At 41.7% G+C, this 16,801-nt stretch carries 15 protein-coding genes; 1 reads left to right on the top strand and 14 read right to left on the bottom strand.

What is annotated here, in order from left to right; all coding sequences use genetic code 11:
• Positions 1–180: 180 nt before the first annotated feature.
• Entirely contained in the window at positions 181–864 is a 684-nt protein-coding gene (gene folE, locus DFP80_RS12330; RefSeq protein ID WP_113917096.1) for a GTP cyclohydrolase I FolE, read from the bottom strand.
• Positions 865–937: 73 nt separating this feature from the next.
• Entirely contained in the window at positions 938–1,660 is a 723-nt protein-coding gene (folM, locus tag DFP80_RS12325) for a dihydromonapterin reductase (protein WP_113917095.1), read from the bottom strand.
• Between the two features lie 247 nt (positions 1,661–1,907).
• Here folM and DFP80_RS12320 point away from each other — a divergent pair, with 247 nt between their 5' ends.
• Positions 1,908–2,831, top strand: a complete 924-nt coding sequence (locus tag DFP80_RS12320) for a dienelactone hydrolase family protein (RefSeq protein ID WP_113917094.1) — start codon at positions 1,908–1,910, stop codon at positions 2,829–2,831.
• Between the two features lie 45 nt (positions 2,832–2,876).
• On the opposite strand, the gene DFP80_RS12315 is transcribed toward DFP80_RS12320, so the two are convergent.
• The 12 genes from DFP80_RS12315 to DFP80_RS12260 all read right to left on the bottom strand — a co-directional run bounded on the left by DFP80_RS12315 (position 2,877) and on the right by DFP80_RS12260 (position 16,801).
• On the bottom strand, positions 2,877–3,974 hold the full coding sequence (locus DFP80_RS12315) for an MJ1255/VC2487 family glycosyltransferase (RefSeq protein WP_113917093.1): 1,098 nt from the start codon (positions 3,972–3,974) through the stop codon (positions 2,877–2,879).
• The gene (locus DFP80_RS12310; RefSeq protein WP_113917092.1) at positions 3,971–4,486 is read right to left on the bottom strand and encodes a phosphatase PAP2 family protein; all 516 of its coding nucleotides are present in this window, start codon (positions 4,484–4,486) and stop codon (positions 3,971–3,973) included. Before DFP80_RS12310 ends, DFP80_RS12315 begins: the two co-directional genes overlap by 4 nt.
• Positions 4,487–4,592: 106 nt before the next feature.
• Positions 4,593–5,588 (bottom strand): phospholipase A, encoded by a 996-nt coding sequence (locus DFP80_RS12305; protein WP_113917091.1) that lies wholly within the window; start codon positions 5,586–5,588, stop codon positions 4,593–4,595.
• Positions 5,589–5,619: 31 nt separating this feature from the next.
• On the bottom strand, positions 5,620–5,970 hold the full coding sequence (locus DFP80_RS12300; protein WP_113917090.1) for a 5-carboxymethyl-2-hydroxymuconate Delta-isomerase: 351 nt from the start codon (positions 5,968–5,970) through the stop codon (positions 5,620–5,622).
• 39 nt (positions 5,971–6,009) lie between these two features.
• Positions 6,010–6,945: a 2-hydroxyacid dehydrogenase gene (locus DFP80_RS12295; protein ID WP_113917089.1), complete on the bottom strand. Its 936-nt coding sequence runs from the start codon at positions 6,943–6,945 to the stop codon at positions 6,010–6,012.
• Positions 6,942–7,355, bottom strand: a complete 414-nt coding sequence (locus tag DFP80_RS12290) for a VOC family protein (protein ID WP_113917088.1) — start codon at positions 7,353–7,355, stop codon at positions 6,942–6,944. Before DFP80_RS12290 ends, DFP80_RS12295 begins: the two co-directional genes overlap by 4 nt.
• Positions 7,356–7,525: 170 nt before the next feature.
• Entirely contained in the window at positions 7,526–9,097 is a 1,572-nt protein-coding gene (locus DFP80_RS12285) for an FMN-binding glutamate synthase family protein (RefSeq protein ID WP_113917087.1), read from the bottom strand.
• Between the two features lie 45 nt (positions 9,098–9,142).
• Complete coding sequence (locus tag DFP80_RS12280; RefSeq protein WP_113917086.1) at positions 9,143–11,557, bottom strand: putative bifunctional diguanylate cyclase/phosphodiesterase; 2,415 nt, start codon at positions 11,555–11,557, stop codon at positions 9,143–9,145.
• A gap of 333 nt (positions 11,558–11,890) precedes the next feature.
• Positions 11,891–13,792 carry a PhoX family protein gene (locus tag DFP80_RS12275; RefSeq protein WP_113917085.1) on the bottom strand — a complete coding sequence of 634 codons (1,902 nt, stop codon included), beginning with the start codon at positions 13,790–13,792 and terminating at the stop codon, positions 11,891–11,893.
• Positions 13,793–14,040: 248 nt separating this feature from the next.
• Complete coding sequence (locus DFP80_RS12270; protein WP_113917109.1) at positions 14,041–14,418, bottom strand: MmcQ/YjbR family DNA-binding protein; 378 nt, start codon at positions 14,416–14,418, stop codon at positions 14,041–14,043.
• Positions 14,419–14,572: 154 nt separating this feature from the next.
• Positions 14,573–16,156 (bottom strand): ABC-F family ATPase, encoded by a 1,584-nt coding sequence (locus DFP80_RS12265; protein ID WP_113917084.1) that lies wholly within the window; start codon positions 16,154–16,156, stop codon positions 14,573–14,575.
• Positions 16,157–16,381: 225 nt separating this feature from the next.
• The gene (locus DFP80_RS12260) at positions 16,382–16,801 is read right to left on the bottom strand and encodes a hypothetical protein (RefSeq protein ID WP_113917083.1); all 420 of its coding nucleotides are present in this window, start codon (positions 16,799–16,801) and stop codon (positions 16,382–16,384) included.

Genomic DNA, 16,801 nt, shown 5'->3' with positions numbered 1-16,801 from the left:
GCATTGCTGAGCTAATGTGATTTTAAAAGCACGACTGTACTTTGACATAAAAAGAACCCCCAATGTTGTTTGTCCAACTATTGGGGGTCACTTCATAAATGGGCTCTTTTTATGAAGACTAGCATCTTCTACTTCTTGGCGTGAGAATAATTATCCAACCCACTTTTACCTAGCTTGTTCCTATCTGGCAAGGAATTCACCGCGCGTTTTGTCGCTTCGCTTGAATAAGCCACCCAAAGCCGTAGTTTGAGTCGAAGAGCTCGCGTCCATAACGCCTCGGGCTTTAACACAATAATGCACAGCACTAATACTGACGGCGACATTATCGGTTTCAAGCAAGGCTTGTAAAGTAACTAAAATTTGCTGGGTCAAACGCTCTTGCACCTGTGGCCGCTGAGCAAAAAAGCGCACAATACGATTAATTTTAGACAAACCTATGATTTTGTTTTTTGGTAAATAAGCCACTTTGGCTAAACCGTCAATAGTCACAAAATGATGCTCACAAGTACTGGTAAAACTGATATCGCTGACTTTTACCATTTCATCCACTTGCATCTTGTTTTCAATGACAGTGATCTTTGGAAACTGCGCGTAGTCTAAACCAGAAAAAATTTCTTTCACGTACATTTTGGCAATACGATGTGGCGTTTCCGCCAGACTATCATCAGTCAAATCTAGACCAAGTGTTGTTACCACATCTTCAAAGGCGCTCTTAATACGCTGATACTTTTCATCACTCGTCAGGCCATTATCAATCATAGGGGTTTCTAAACCGCTGTTGATAAGCGCATCACGTACTTTTATCGCCTCATCAGACAACACAAGACGGTTTAAATTTGTTTGTTCTGCTGTGTTAGCTTTCATATCTTTGTCCTAATTTGCTTAACCCTGTCTCGTGACATGGAGGCATTCAAAAAAAGAAGTCACATTCGGCTAATTAAACCAAATGTCGGCCTCCATCAAGTGACAAGGTTCGACCTGTCATGTAGCGACTGTCTAATATGTACTTTATCGCTAGCACTCCTTCCTGCTCCCCTGGCTCCTTGCGTAGTAGGGATTTATTCAATGCTTTGCTCCGGTATTCAGCGTCGTCACAACTATTGAACATTAAAAGTGACGGTGCAATCGCATTAACTTTAATTTGAGGTGAAAATCGTTTGGCAAATGAACAAGTTAAATTTGCTAAACCAGCTTTACTTGCTGCATAAGCAATGTGTTTATCACTGCCTTTTTCGGCCACATAATCCGTCATATGAATTATGTCAGCTTGCCCATCGTGTTCAGAGCCCGCACATAATAATGCTTCGAAGGCCAGATTTATACGATAAGGCGCAAATACGTGCACTTGCCACATTTTTTCCATTAAAAGTGCCGTATCCAAGCACCCCTCTTCCGCTTCCCATTCTGAGGCATTATGGATGATGCCTCCAAGCGCCGAATACTGACCTTGTATGGTAGTAATAAACTCATCCACCCCAGAGATAGAAGAGAAATCTGCTTGAATGCAAGAAATGCCCTGTTTTTCTAATAGAGCAATATCTTGTCGTGCTCTACGATACGTAATAATCACGTTATATCCTTGAGCAACTAACGCTTTCGCGCAAGCAAGACCCAGGCGCTGTCCGCCGCCGGTAATAATAATTGGCATTTTACGCGTCATTAGTGTCCTTTCCTACTGAGTTATCGTCATTAACTATATGAAAAATACTATCGATTTAGTATTGAGAGCGTATTTCTACCAACACTAAATTTTTTTGCTACTCTAAATACGTTCTCAATTAAAAAAAAGATCAATTAATATCATCTCATGTATCTTTTTCTACGTATTTATTGAACCTCTTTTCATTAATAAGTTCTAAAAGTTGCGTTGCTGAATTTCACTCTACAAACTTAAAGAAGGAATTGCGATGACTTTACTAACAGAGAGACCAATTGATAAAAAACTACCAAGCGAGAAGATCCCTCAAGAAGCTTTCGACTGGTACGATGAGTACGCTCATGGCGACATAGACAGACGCACTTTTTTGTCTCGCCTCGGTACACTTAGTGTAACGGGACTAACTCTTTCCGTCGTCGCAGGTGCTTTGACGCCCAATTACGCACTGGCAGAGCAAGTGTCATTCAACGACCCAGATATTACGGCTAGTTACGTTGAATACGACTCGCCTAATGGCCACGGCAAAGCTCGCGGTTATTTAGTCATCCCAAAACAGGTTAACACCAACAATAAAGCCCCAGCCATCTTGGTTGCTCACGAAAACCGTGGTCTTAACCCATATATAGAAGATGTTGCTAGACGCCTAGCAAAAGCGGGATTTGTTGCCTTTGCTCCAGATGCTCTTTTTCCTTTAGGTGGCTACCCAGGAAATGACGATGAAGGTCGTGCGATGCAAAAAACATTGGATGGCAACAAAATCGAAGGTGATTTCATGGACGCTGCAACTCTGTTGAAGAACCATGATCTGAGTACTGGAAAAGTTGGTATGGTCGGATTCTGTTACGGCGGTTATTTGACAAACGCCCTCGCTGCGGCGATGCCAGATACCATACACGCCGGTGCACCTTATTACGGCACACCAGCTAAATCCAATGTAGATAAAATCAAAGCACCATTACAGTTACACTTTGCTGAATTGGATACACGAGTAAACGGCACTTGGCCTGATTATGAGAACAACCTAAAAGCCAACAAGGTCGACTATACAGCCTATGTCTACCCTAAGGCGAATCACGGTTTTCATAATGACTCCACCGCTCGTTACCAAGAAAAAAATGCAGAGCTAGCATGGCAACGTACTATTAGTTTTTTCAAAAAAAGCTTAAACGCGTAACAAAATAAGAAACAAGCCTTTAAATAGAGCCACAGCCTACTATCCTTAAGCTGTGACTCTATTAGCACTCTTGATGCGAACAGAAGACTCTGTATTATATTTAAAATCGATACCACGTAAATTAGGAGTCTGCTGCCACAAAGACTCACACAAATCCGACACGCTAACATCGTTACTAGATTGCAGCCAGGCAACAACAGCACGAGCGACGTTGGGGTACGAAATCTGGATCACTCGGCTTGTCTCTAGCCATTCTTGGATCACTCGCGAATTCAAAACATCACTCGTTTTCGCTATGCCTAAAAACTCTAATGCTATGGCATTAGAATGTTGCTCAATTTGGCCTTTTAAGGGCTTTGCAAGGATACGACGACCAAGTTGTAAGGCCTCAGAATTCAATTCAAACCCCGCATTACAAAGTACAGATTCACACTCGCCTAAGTTTTTTTGAAATACTTCTCGGCTAAAAGGAAACACCTCTACATTGCCATAAAGACCGGGCTCAATATCCTTGCAATGAAGGCGAAAACGATAATTCTGTACTCCCTCCAACCAATCCAACACAGCCTCACTGTTTTCAAAAGGAAGATATACCAGAACCGCCTCAGGGTCAGCCATGTTTTTAATTTGCTGTGTATGAATAAGTGGCGGCAAAATAGGATGGCCGAAATGGTGCCAATGAGCACCTAATTGAGTCGATACTGGTGCAAAGTTAGACATAACCCACTGAGCGATCAGGTTTCTTTTATAACGCGGGATATCATATTTAAAAGCATACTGATGTCCAAAGCCTATGCAAGGGACACCTTGACGCTTAGCCGCCCATGCAACAATCGGTTCAAAATCCGTAATCACCAGATCATAACCACGTGTATCTATCGAACGAATATCTCGATAAAGCTGTAAAAAATTAGCACTCTTGCAGGTTGCGTACAAATCTAACTGGCCATTTCGTGCAACGAAACTCAAACCTTGAAACGTTCGGTAGTCACCGAATATGGTCATATCAAAATAGTCTTCAGGCGGACGCCCTGAAAAAACAAAATCCACTTCTATGCCAGCCGCATACATTTCAACCGACATAGCTCGAGCTCGAGTAATATGACCATTTCCGGTCCCTTGAACGCCGTACAATATTTTCATACTAACACCCCTATCGCTAGTGCAGCACAAGCCGATCCTAACAAGGCTCCAATAACGGTATCTGTAGGAAAATGAACCCCAAGAAAAATGCGTGATAGGCCCACATTTGCAGCCCAAAAATAAAATATTACATTCATACCTGGAAACCACTCAGACAAACAAAAGGCCATAAAGAATGCGCCTGATGTATGACCTGATGGAAAGGAAAATTGATCGGCAGGAATAATAAAACTATTGAAGTTATCCAACGCATCAGCTGGACGATTGCGTTTAAAACCACGCTTTAGCAAAAGATATAAAGCTCGCTCAATTAAAAAACCACACACTAAAACAAGTGTTAGAATCTGTTCTCCAGCGAACCAAAACAGTAACGCGAGCAACGCATAAATCGGACCATCAGCAGAAAATGAAATAGCGCGACCAATACGAGTTAATATGGCTCGATGCTTCCTCGCCATACACCAAGAAAAAGTCTGTACATCTACGGCGTGGATATTCTGAAATATGTTCATGCTTATCACCTCACTGGTTTTATCATACTTTCAACATAAACCAGTAAAATGTCCGTTATGTGGCATTAGCATGACAACTTAGTGACATACCCAACTCATAATTTAGTTACAACCAATTGGTCAGCATAATACCAATACCAAGAGACTGAGTCTGGTGGTTATAATCTAATAAAGACTGCCCATAACCATTAAAGTATTGGATGTAACCACGAGTTTTACCCCACAGAGGGAATGTAAACCCTACCTGAACGGCTCCTCTATTATCAGATGACTTAAGATTATTTCTCAACATTACGTCAATCGTATAATCATCAATAACATGTATTACATTAAGCTCGCCGTAACCGTAGTAATTTTCAATATTGGGGTTATCATCAACCTTTGATCCCTCAGGAATCCGATACCAAGGCTTAAAGGAAAAAGCGGTATCCTCGTACTCAAACAAGAAATCAATATAAAACCGATTCCATGAGCGAGATAGATCATTTGACTGACCATTAGACTGATGGACAAAGCCATAGGAGATATAATTAGGCTTAATCCCTAAAAAATCATGCTTTGGCTTGGTAACAATAAAGGCTTCAGGTTCATGATTCGTATCGCGAAAAGGTGCTGAGATGCTACTGTTATAGGCCTGCCAATAAGCTTGCTGAGTATAGGCAAACCATAAACTACTGTTTTTCCCAACAACATCGTAAGCAACAGGAAATTTAAGGCTAAATTGGAATTTAAACTCTACACTTTGTAGACTTTCAGAATCACTAGCATCGCCCAAAAAAGCACGATCGTTAGGGTTAGAGGTATAAGCAATTGGTAGAAAATAATTGGGTTTATGAGGTGTCAAAACAAACGGATTATTTACCGTTGCCGTTTCTCTATTCTCTCTCTGTTGCAATAACCCGTTATCTTCTTTAGCGCGTTTACTAATAGACTCAGGTACCTCAGGCTCTTCTGGAGAATAAGGACTGTCAGCCTCTTCTTCTGTCGGCGTATTAGACGTACTAACAAAATCGCTGTCAGGTTTATAATTTGGAGAACTTGATCCCACTTCAGCCCAAAGTAAACTCGGAAGAAGCATCATTGAGCATACAATGGCTTTCATGTTTATAACCTTCATAATAGAAAAGTATAATTTATTGGGAAAGAACAACTTTTTTCGCATAGGTAGCGCGTTCCATTTCACACACCTCTACCGAGAAACTGACATCCTTTAATGAAAACTGTGTTAAAGACTCTAGAACCAATTGAGACAGCTCTTTTCTTTGCTCAATGCTGCGCCCTGAAAGCATCCGTAAAATAACATGAACAAAAGCATCTTCTTTTCCAGCTGTCATGAAGCTTTTGTAGGGAAAACTGCGTAATTTGATGTCTGTTTCAGTAAACAGCGTCGACGCAATACAGGCTCCTTTAACCGCATCAAGAAGATCAACAGGTGGCACTTCTTGCTCCAGGTTTTGGCTATATTCAATAATGCAATGTGGCATTTAAGACTCCATTTTTAGATTTATTTGGCGTATTTTTTACTAATAACCACGAAGCGGATCGACAGCCGGAGGAATATTCCCTGTTAGTCGATACTGCTTAATGTTCCTCGCAACAATTTCACTTGCACTGACCGGATGTGTCGGCGCAGAAATATGCGGTAGTACCGTCACACTGTTATGTCGCCAATAAGGGTGACTTTCTGGTAACGGCTCCTGCTCAAACACATCCAAAACAGCATGAGAGATCGCACCCGTTGACAGTTTGCTTTGCAAAGCTTCATCATCGATGATTAAGCCGCGAGCAAAATTAATCAGGCTTGCACCAATGGGTAAAAGAGACAAATTTTCTTGCCCTAATAAACCTTTTGTTGCTGCAGTCAGGGGCAATAGGCAAATAAGTATATCAGTTTGCTTTAATAAAACAGCCAACCCCTCTTTACCATGAAAACATTCAATGCCTTTAATTTCCTTCGATTGACGACTCCAGCCAGCAACAGAAAAACCATTAGCGACTAAACGCTGCGCACTAACGCGCCCTAGCTCTCCTAATCCAAGCACACCGATTCGGCGATCTTGAGCGCGCATCATGGGTTGTTGAACCCAAGATTTATTTAACTGCTGCTTGGCATAGGTAGGCATATCTCGATGAAGGAAAAGTGTCCAAGCCAAGACGGCTTCAGACATGGTCTGAGCCAAATTAGAATCAACTAATCGAACAATCGAAAAAGGTGGCGACGACAACTCATTGATCATTCGCTCAACCCCCGCCCATACACTATGCACCCACTTTAATGAAGAAAGCTCCAATAAATGCTTAGGGTCTGGGTTGGCAACAATGGCGATATCACATTGCCGCTTTTGTTCAGCTGTTAAATCGGCAAAAGGTACGACCACTTCATTTGGCATCGCTGCTGATAAATATTTAATCCAACTATTTTGTTCGGCCAAATCCGCACGACTAATAAAAGGAATCATTTTTCATACACCTGAGCCAAGTTTTTAAAGCCTTTTAGCTCAATAGCATTGCCACTTGGATCTTTAAAAAACATCGTCCACTGCTCGCCTGACAAGCCTTCAAAGCGAACACTTGGTGCCAGATCAAACACCACATTTGCTTCCGTTAATCGCTTAGCAACTTTTTGCCACTCATCTAACGGTAAAATCAATCCAAAATGAGGCATAGGAACAAGATGATCCCCGACTCTACCAGTATTTGTCGTCGGGCTTGGAACGCCTAAATGAAGAGACAATTGATGACCATAAAAATCAAAATCTATCCAAGTCTCGGTACTACGCCCCTCTGTGCAGCCCAAAACCTGCGTGTAAAAAAGCCGAGTTTCAGCTAGGGAAGTAACGTGAAAGGCATAGTGAAATAAAGCAGACATAAAGACCCCTAACAACCATAGATTAGGTTAGAAAATACAGCACGCAGAGCAAAAGTAAACATGAAGGCACGATACAGTATCTTATAGCAGGCATCAGACAAAAAAATGCCGATGATAAATAGCTTGGGAATCCATAATGCCGAACCTCGCCATACAGGTTAAGACTTAAACTAATTTTCTGAGACTACTGACTCTTCCACTCTTGCCGCTTTCTCTTGAAGTGCCTTCATATTAATAAACTCAGGCCTTACATTTGGCATAGGGTTAACATCTGAAAATAATACAGAACGGCTCTGATTCTCAATAATCCGAACATGAGATCGAGTCAACTCCCTCGGCTCTTTCACCCCACAAGAGTGTGCGATCATACCAATTCCATGTAATAACTCTGCTGCATAATTCGCGACTCGCTCGGACTTTTCGGCGGCCACCAAACCTTTCTGTAAATCAGGATTATGAGTCGTAATACCGGTTGGACAAGTATTCTTATTGCACTGCAGTGCTTGTATACAGCCAAGAGAAAATAAAAAGCCACGTGCACTGACAACAAAATCGGCACCTGCACTCAAGGCCCAAGCCGCCTTCCCAGGGACAATCAGCTTTCCTGACGCAATAATTTTAATATAACGACGTAAACCATAAGAGGTTACAATATTGACCACTGTCGGCAAACTTTCACGTAAGTGCATACCAACATAGTCCATTAACGGCTGAGGAGCCGCACCTGTGCCACCGTCGGAGCTGTCAATGGTTATAAAGTCAGGACAATAATCTATCCCCTTTTTATGTATTAATTCACATAGCGTTTCAAAAAACTTCAAATCCCCAACGACCATCTTGAAGCCAACTGGTTTTGAGGTCACTTGGCGAACATGATGAACCATATTCAATAAATCATCGATGGATTTTATATCAGTATGCCCGTTTGGACTGATAGAATCCTGACCCACTGGAATGCCACGAGTATGAGCGATTTCTTCAGTCACTTTCGCCCCTGGAAGCATACCGCCCTTCCCGGGCTTAGCACCTTGACTCATTTTGATTTCAAACATGCGTACATTTTGATGCTCAGCTAAACTTGCCAACTTAGTGTCATCTAAATGACCTTCAGCATTACGTACACCATATTTCGCCGTGCCAATCTGGAACACCAAATCACAACCACCTTCAAGGTGATAAGGTGATAAACCGCCTTCACCGGTATTCATCCAGATTCCAGCTTGGCGAGCGCCTTTTGATAAGGCTTGTACAGCAGGCTTAGACAAAGCACCAAAACTCATACCTGAGATATTCACTACAGACCGAGTTCTATAAGGTTTTTTGGCCGTATATTCACCAATACACACTTCTCTAGGTTGAGCCGCATCTTCATCTAAGGTAGGAAAGGCACAATTTAAAAAGAAAACATCACCAGGAGTTTCCAACGAGCGAGTCGAACCAAAAGCAATTGTCGTATCTACTTTTTTTGCGGCGCGGTAAGCCCATGAGCGCTCAGCTCGGTCAAAAGGCCTTTCCTCTCGGTCCATAGCAAAAAAATACTGGCGAAAGAACTCTCCTAAATGCTCGAAAAGATAACGAAAGCGGCCAACAACAGGATAATTACGTCTTATAGTATGAGTAGTTTGATGCGTATCCACCCAATACATCACCGCTACAGAAATTAAGGCGAGAAAGAGTAGGAAAACAAACAACAACGCCCCCCAATGAATGGTTAGTGTCGCCAATGAAGACAAAAAATCCATACCTAGCCCTTAATATTGAATAAAAGTTTAGCGTGACATATTACGCTATAAAGAAGGCTTCAACGTGGCTGAATCATGGACAAATGCAGCAATAAACTCGTCTGGCGGCAATGGATGCCCAAAATAATAGCCTTGATAATAGAAACAATGAATCTCTCGTAATCGATCATAATGAGGCAATGTCTCAACGCCTTCAGCAAGTACATTGATATTGAGCGCTTTTGCCATCGCGATGACGGCATGAACAATGGCTTCGTCACTTTTATCAGTCAACAAATCGCGCACAAAAGACTGGTCTATTTTCAACCTATCAATAGGCAGAGACTTTAAATATTTCAGCGAAGAATACCCAGTACCAAAATCATCAATGGATAAATGTACACCTAATGCTTTTATTGCGTTCATTTTCTCTAAGCAAGAAGCCAAATCATTCAACAGCATGTTTTCAGTGATTTCTAGATCCACACAGCTAGCCGGGACATCATGTTTTTCCAATTGAGCTTTTAACATAGGTAAAAACCCCGCCTGCTGAAATTGGATCGGACTGACATTGATAGACATGCGCCAAGACAAATGCCACTTCCCTTCTTTTAACCAAGTTGCCACTTGCGATAAAGCTTCGTTGAGAACCCAATGACCTATTTCAACAATAAGTCCTATTTCTTCTGCTACAGGTATAAATTCAGCCGGAGAAATAAAGCCCTTTTTCTCATCTTTCCAGCGAATAAGCGCTTCAGCACCAATCAACTCATCTTTATCGTTTGTTTGCGGCTGATAATACAACTCAAACAATTTAAACTCAGTGGCATGATGAAGTGCTTTTTCCATTTCAAGACGAGCATCTGAAACCGCCTGCATTTCTGATTTATACAAAGCGAACGTATTACGCCCTGATTCTTTTGCTCGATAAAGAGCCGTATCCGCTTGTTTTAAAATGATTTCAGCGGAGCCTTCATTTCCAGCGAATATAGTCGCCCCTAAACTTGCCGTGATATGAACCTCATGATGGCCCGCTTTTTTAACTTGTTGACACGCGTACATGATACTTTCAACAAATCCCTTGATTGATTTTTCAACTCGCTCTTTATTGTCGCCTAGGTCTATCAGTAAAAAAGCAAACTCATCGCCTCCCATTCGGGCAAAAATAATATTTTCTTCGATCAGAGAAGACAGCTGAGATGCGACACAGCACAACAATTGATCTCCAACATTATGCCCAAGCGAATCATTAATGGTTTTAAACCGATCAAGGTCCATAAAAACAACCGACGAATAGCTCAGATTATGCTTCCTGCGCTGTAAGGTTTCATGCAGTTTATCTGCCAAATATTGACGATTAGGGAGGTTTGTTATCGGGTCATAATAAGCTAAATGATGAATATGTTCTTCCGTCTCTTTGCGCTCAGATACATCACGAATCAACAACAAGGTTTCCGTTTTATCTTGAATTTTGTATCTCGCCAAACGGATTTCGACGGGGAGTTCAATATTTTGGACTTGATAAATGGTTTCAATCGTAAGAGGGGAATTTACTTGAAGCGAATTTAATACTCTAGAAAATGAAAGCCAAGAAGAAGGCGTATGTAAGACATCTAAGGAGCCAGACTGAAGGTCGCTGCTTTTCATCTTTAACATATATTCAGCGGCCGTATTAACCAAGGAGATTTTATTGTCTTCATCTAACAAGATAATCCCATCAGCAGCGTGTTCTATCATCGCTTTTGTATGGCTATCACTACGCTCAAGATCGCTAAGAGCTGTATTTAATTTATTCCAGAGTAAAGAAAAAGTAGAGTGCAAGTGCCCTAGCTCGTCTGATCGATGGCGTCGATAAAATGACTTTGGCAAAAGAAGCTTTTCATTATGTCCAGCCGTCGACAAAGAGTCCGTCAGACACTTTAAGGGATACGTTACCAAAAAGTAAAAAACCAATGAAATTAAAGACGCTAACAACACATCTTTAAACAAGTTATAGATAAGAATTGAAAGGTGTTCTTTGAAAATTCTATCAAACAAATAACGTTTTTCAGGCAATACAAGCAAACTTCCTGCTTGAAAAGCAGGTGCCTCCAAACGTAAGTCGCGATTATAACTTTGTAAATCGGATAAGAAGTAGTCAGCTAACGATTGAGAGACAGAGAGGTCAAGTGCATCCGCCGTTGCTTCAACAAACAATGCTCCCGATTCATCACGAACTTCAACATGAGCAATTGAGGGACTCAACAATAGACTATCAATTTGCTGCTGGGCAAACGAAGTATCGAGACGAAAGACCGCCTCTGACAATGGTTTTTCAACAACGGCGAGCAATTCATCGAAGTCACGGTCAATTTGTTTCTTTTGATAGCGGACACCATCAAAAAATTGAATACTGCTGCTAACTAAACTTAAAACTATGGCGAGGGCTAAGGTTAAAATTGCTTGTTTAATAAATAATGATTTAGAAAGTACAACGCCCATTGTTACTCACTTAAATGTTTTATGGTTTATGGTTTATTACTTAACTTATCTTTAAAATTGTCATTTCAATAAATAATAAGGAAAAATAAACTTCTATTATTAGATAAAAGAATCCTGTGTTTATGGATATCTTACATACTCCTAAGACTGACATTTTCTCGACAATGAAACAAGGACATCATAAGTAAATTTTATAGATTTCCTGATATAGATCATAATAAAAAGACGACTCGCATAAAGAATACGCTACGATCAATTCAAAAGACAAAAAAAAGCCAGCATGTACATTAAAGCTGGCTTTTTCAATTAAAAAACTATATATAAAGCAATATCTTAACCGATCACTGCACCATCTTCACGTGAAATGGCGATAACACTAGAGCGAGGAACAGAATTGCCACCATTAGGCCAATGAGAGTTTCCTTTCTCACCTGGATGCTGAATACTTATAAACATTGTTGTTCGTCCAGCATTCCATGCAGAACCAGTAATCTCACATTCCTTTGGCCCCACTAAGAAACGGCGAATTTCACCTGTTTCTGGGTCACCCACTAGCATTTGATTATTTCCCTGCCCTTGAAAACCTTTCTCATTTGAGTAATTGCCATCAGTTTGAATCCATAATAAACCTTTTGAATCAAACTTCAGACCATCAGGGGAGTTAAACATATTATCTTGATTAATATTTTTTGATCCTGCATTCGCATCATCATATACAGCAGGGTTACCAGCCAATACAAACAAGTCCCACTTAAATTCATTATGAGTATGATCAGAATCCATTGGCATCCAACGTACAATTTGACCAAAGTTATTTTTTACACGAGGATTTGGACCACCAGCAGGCGTTGCATCACCGCCTGCATTTGGCTTGACGCCACGGTTTTTGTTGTTGGTCAAGGCGCAATACACTTCCGCCTTATGTGGATGGGAGGCAACCCATTCTGGGCGATCCATTGTAGTCGCGCCGACTTTAGATGCCGCCATACGAGTATGAATCGAAATTTCAGCCTCAGTCATACCCGTTGTTTTAGGCGTCAATGCAACCCATTCACCACGATTGTTGTCATGGAATTTGGCGACATATAAAGTACCTTCTTCTAGCAGATCGCGATTATGTCCACCCGCCAAATATTTGTGCTTGGAAATGAAACGGTACAAGAATTCACCACGCTCATCGTCCCCTAAATAAACCACAACGTGGCCATTCGCAGCAATCGTCAATTCGGCATTTTCATGTTTAAAACGACCTAGAGCGGTACGTTTTTTAGGACGGGAAGTCGGATCTAATGGATCGATCTCAACAACATAACCAAAGCGATTTGGTTCATTGGGCTCCTTAGCTAAGTTAAAACGGTCATCCGCCATTGCCCAGTTGTAGCGACCTTCAGAACTTATTCCATAGCGCTTAAATGCTTCTGGCATTTTGTAGTTTTTATCGTTTGCCGTGAAGTAGCCATTAAAATTCTCTTCACAGGTCAAATAGGTACCCCATGGGGTTTGTCCATTACCACAGTTATTCCAAGTACCTTTTGCCACTAACCCTTTAGGGTCTGCCGATGTTTGCATCCATTTATGACCACGAGCAGGACCAGTAATATCCATTTCAGTATCCGCTGTGATTCGACGGTTATAAACAGAGTCTTGAACGACCCCCCAGTTACCGCCACGTTGGGCCACCTCAATAATTGATACGCCATGAGCCGCTTTATTTTTGCGCACATCATCCGTAGTTTTCGGCATACCATCGGAGCGATTGGCATGAAGTGTATCGCCGTTCGTGTATTCATTATTTATGGCCATGATCTGTTTGCCATCTTTCGAGAAAAACGCCATACCATCGTTGTGATCGCCAAAAGCTAATTCTTGAGACACTCCGGTTCCACCTGTTGCGGCATCAAAAGCCGGAGCGTTGCTGAACAATGGATCTCCCCAAGATGCGACGACTTCCCATTTATAGCCCTCAGGAACAGTGACAGTATCCAATGTGTTAGCTTTTACCATATTAAATGCAAGGCGAGACTCTGGCGCTCCTGCCGCTAACGCTTTACTGGCCGCTAAAGTTGTCGATCCCATTACGAAAGCACCAGCCCCCACTGCCGCGCCGCCGCCTAAAAAGCCACGACGAGAGACCATTTTGTTTGCGACTTCTTCGAACTCTACCACCTCAGGAGCGGGACGTACCAGCTCATCTAATTCGTCAAAACCTAGTTCTCTGTTGTTTATAATATTCATAACACTGCCCTATTATTTATTAAATATTAGTTGTCTAGGCTATCGAGCTTTAGGGGCTCCCCCACAACAATCGACCCTTGACTACTGGTTTTATCGTAATTTTCATAGATAAGTTGCTTCCCCCTGCATAAGGAAGCTAACTTTGAATTTACGGATAAAACATGACATAGAAATGACAACATGAAGACATTAGTAATAAATCAGACAGGCAATAACGCAGAGTGAGAAAAACTCAAAGAGAGGGAATATTATTTATAAATGTCTCCACCATGGCGAACTTCCAAGCCTTCTCGGATAGACTTTTTTAAACCTTTCACCACCAAACCGTAGGAGTGGTCAATCAATCTTTCTATTTCCCCGAGTGGTAAATCGCCATCTAGAATAACTGAATTCCAGTGGCGTTTATTCATGTGGTAGGCCGGAATAATCTCCACAAATATATCGCGTAATTCAACAGCATGGTCTGGATTACACTTTAAGTTAAGCAACCGACGACCCTGATGCTTACTCAATAAAGCAAACATCTTACCCTGAACTTTGAATACGGCTGTTTTATCATCGAACGGGTAATCCTCAACGGCCTCAGGCTTAGATAATAGATAGCTTTTTATTATTAAGATATCCAAAAACGCCTCCCAATGAGCATAGTAAAAAACATCATCCATTTATCATGATCAAGGCCCGCTTTGGCTGCAAGTCGTTTTAGTATCTCTAGTCGTAAAAAAGCCATTTACTAGCATCTAGTAAATGGCTTTAAATAAAGACTCACCCTAAGTGAGATTAACTTTGGTGAGCAAGATAATCATCGTATGTACCTTGGAAATCAACAACTTGCTGCCCTTTAATCTCAATGACCCGATTGGCCAAAGAAGAAACAAACGCTCGGTCATGGCTGACAAAAATAAGTGTGCCATCAAAGTCTAACAACGCATTATTCAATGCTTCGATGGCTTCCATGTCCATGTGGTTCGTTGGCTCATCCATAACTAAGACGTTCAAATCCATCATCATCAACTTGCCAAACAATAAGCGGTTTTTTTCACCACCAGAACACACTCGTACTTTTTTATTGAAGTCATCTGCGGTAAATAGCAAACGCCCTAACATAGCACGAACTTTCAAGTCATCGTGCTTAGCCGTACGCCATTTAGACATCCAATCAAACAAGGTTAGATCGCAATCAAAATCCTCTGTGCTATCTTGAGGACAATAACCTATTACAGCGTTTTCAGCCCATTTGACCTCGCCCTGTTTGGCATCTAACTCTTTCATTAAGCAACGTAGGAACGTCGTTTTACCAGCGCCATTTTCACCAATAATAGCCAGTCGTGAGCCCGCTTCTAAAATCATGTCGCCACCAGTAAACAGCAACTCATCATAGCCATGACCCAGATCCTCCAAAATCAACGCGTGACGATGAAGTTTCTTATCTTGCTTAAAAGTCAGAGATGGCGTCATTCGGCTAGACTGCTTAACTTCTGACAATTCAATTTTTTCTAATTTTTTAGCGCGAGAGCTCGCTTGTTTGGCTTTAGATGCATTGGCAGAAAAACGGTTCACAAAGGCTTGAAGATCATCCATTTCAGCACTTTTTTTCGCGTTTTCAGTTAACAATTGTTCACGAATCAAAGACGAGGCTTCCATGAAATATTCGTAGTTACCTGGGTAAATGCGCAACTCTCCAAAATCGATATCCGCCATGTGAGTACATACCGAGTTCAAAAAGTGACGATCATGGGAAATGATGATCATGGTGCATTTGCGCTGATTCAGTACACCAGCTAACCAGTTAATAGTATGGATGTCTAAGTTGTTGGTTGGTTCGTCCAATAGCAAAATATCGGGGTTAGCAAACAAGGCTTGCGCTAACAAAACACGAAGTTTCCAACCTGGAGCGACTTGGCTCATCAAACCAAAATGAAATTCTTCTTCGATGCCAGCTTCCAATAGAATATCGCCCGCACGGCTTTCCGCACTGTAACCGTCCATCTCAGCGAACTCAGCTTCTAGCTCACCCGCTCGCATACCATCTTCTTCGCTCATTTCTGGCTTTGAGTAAATGGCATCACGTTCCTGTTTGACTTTCCATAGGGCCACATCTCCCATGATTACGGCATCAACTACAGAGTATTCTTCGAAAGCAAACTGATCCTGACTCAAGGTACCAACTTTTTCCCCTGGCGTGATAGAGACATTACCAGACGTTGGCGTCAGTGCTCCGCTAAGAATTTTCATGAAGGTAGACTTGCCACATCCGTTCGCGCCAATTAAGCCATAGCGATTACCGTTACCGAATTTTGCAGAGATGTTTTCAAACAATGGCGTTGCGCCAAATTGCATGGTGATATTAGCCGTGGAGATCAAAGGAAAAAGCCCTAAAACAAAGAGAAAAGAAAAACGTTCATACAGACCACAAAAGTAGGGTCAAAAGACAAACACAAAGATGGGCGAATATAGAGGCTTAAAGCACTAAAGTCGAGGATTAAGTGCCGTTTTTTTGAACAAGTGTGTGTATTAGCTGTGATTATTTATATAACCAACTCATGGTGCTCAAGTACACCGTATGAGCAATGACATCTTACCCCGGGCTTATTGAGCGTTAGTCCCTTTCTGCTCGACAAAAGGTGTGGCTAGGGAGGTGGCATCTTCTTCACTAGAAGACACGTTGTCTTCGCCTTCAGAAGTCATATTTTCAGCTGAAGAGCTTGCTTGCGCTGTACTATTTGCTATAGCTGTACTATTCGCTATATAAGCAGACACTTGCGCCATCAAAAAACTTAAGACGTCACGACTAGCACCATTCAGCAGATTCTTTCTAACCTTTTTCGTAATATCAAGCTGTGTCGTTGCACCTAACGCAAAGCTCGCAAGCAATCCTACCGGACTAGCCGCTGTATCAAGAATATTATCAACGACTTTATCTCGAGATAACTTGGCACGCTTCTCCAAAACCTGAGTACGTAAATAAAGGCGTTCGCGCTTTTGGTGCATTCGTTTAAGGCCAAACAT

The sequence above is a fragment of the Marinomonas rhizomae genome, from assembly GCF_003315485.1.
GTDB classification, from domain to species: domain Bacteria; phylum Pseudomonadota; class Gammaproteobacteria; order Pseudomonadales; family Marinomonadaceae; genus Marinomonas; species Marinomonas rhizomae.
The sequence above is the reverse complement of the archived record's forward strand: the minus strand, read 5'-3'. Positions and strand labels throughout refer to the sequence as shown.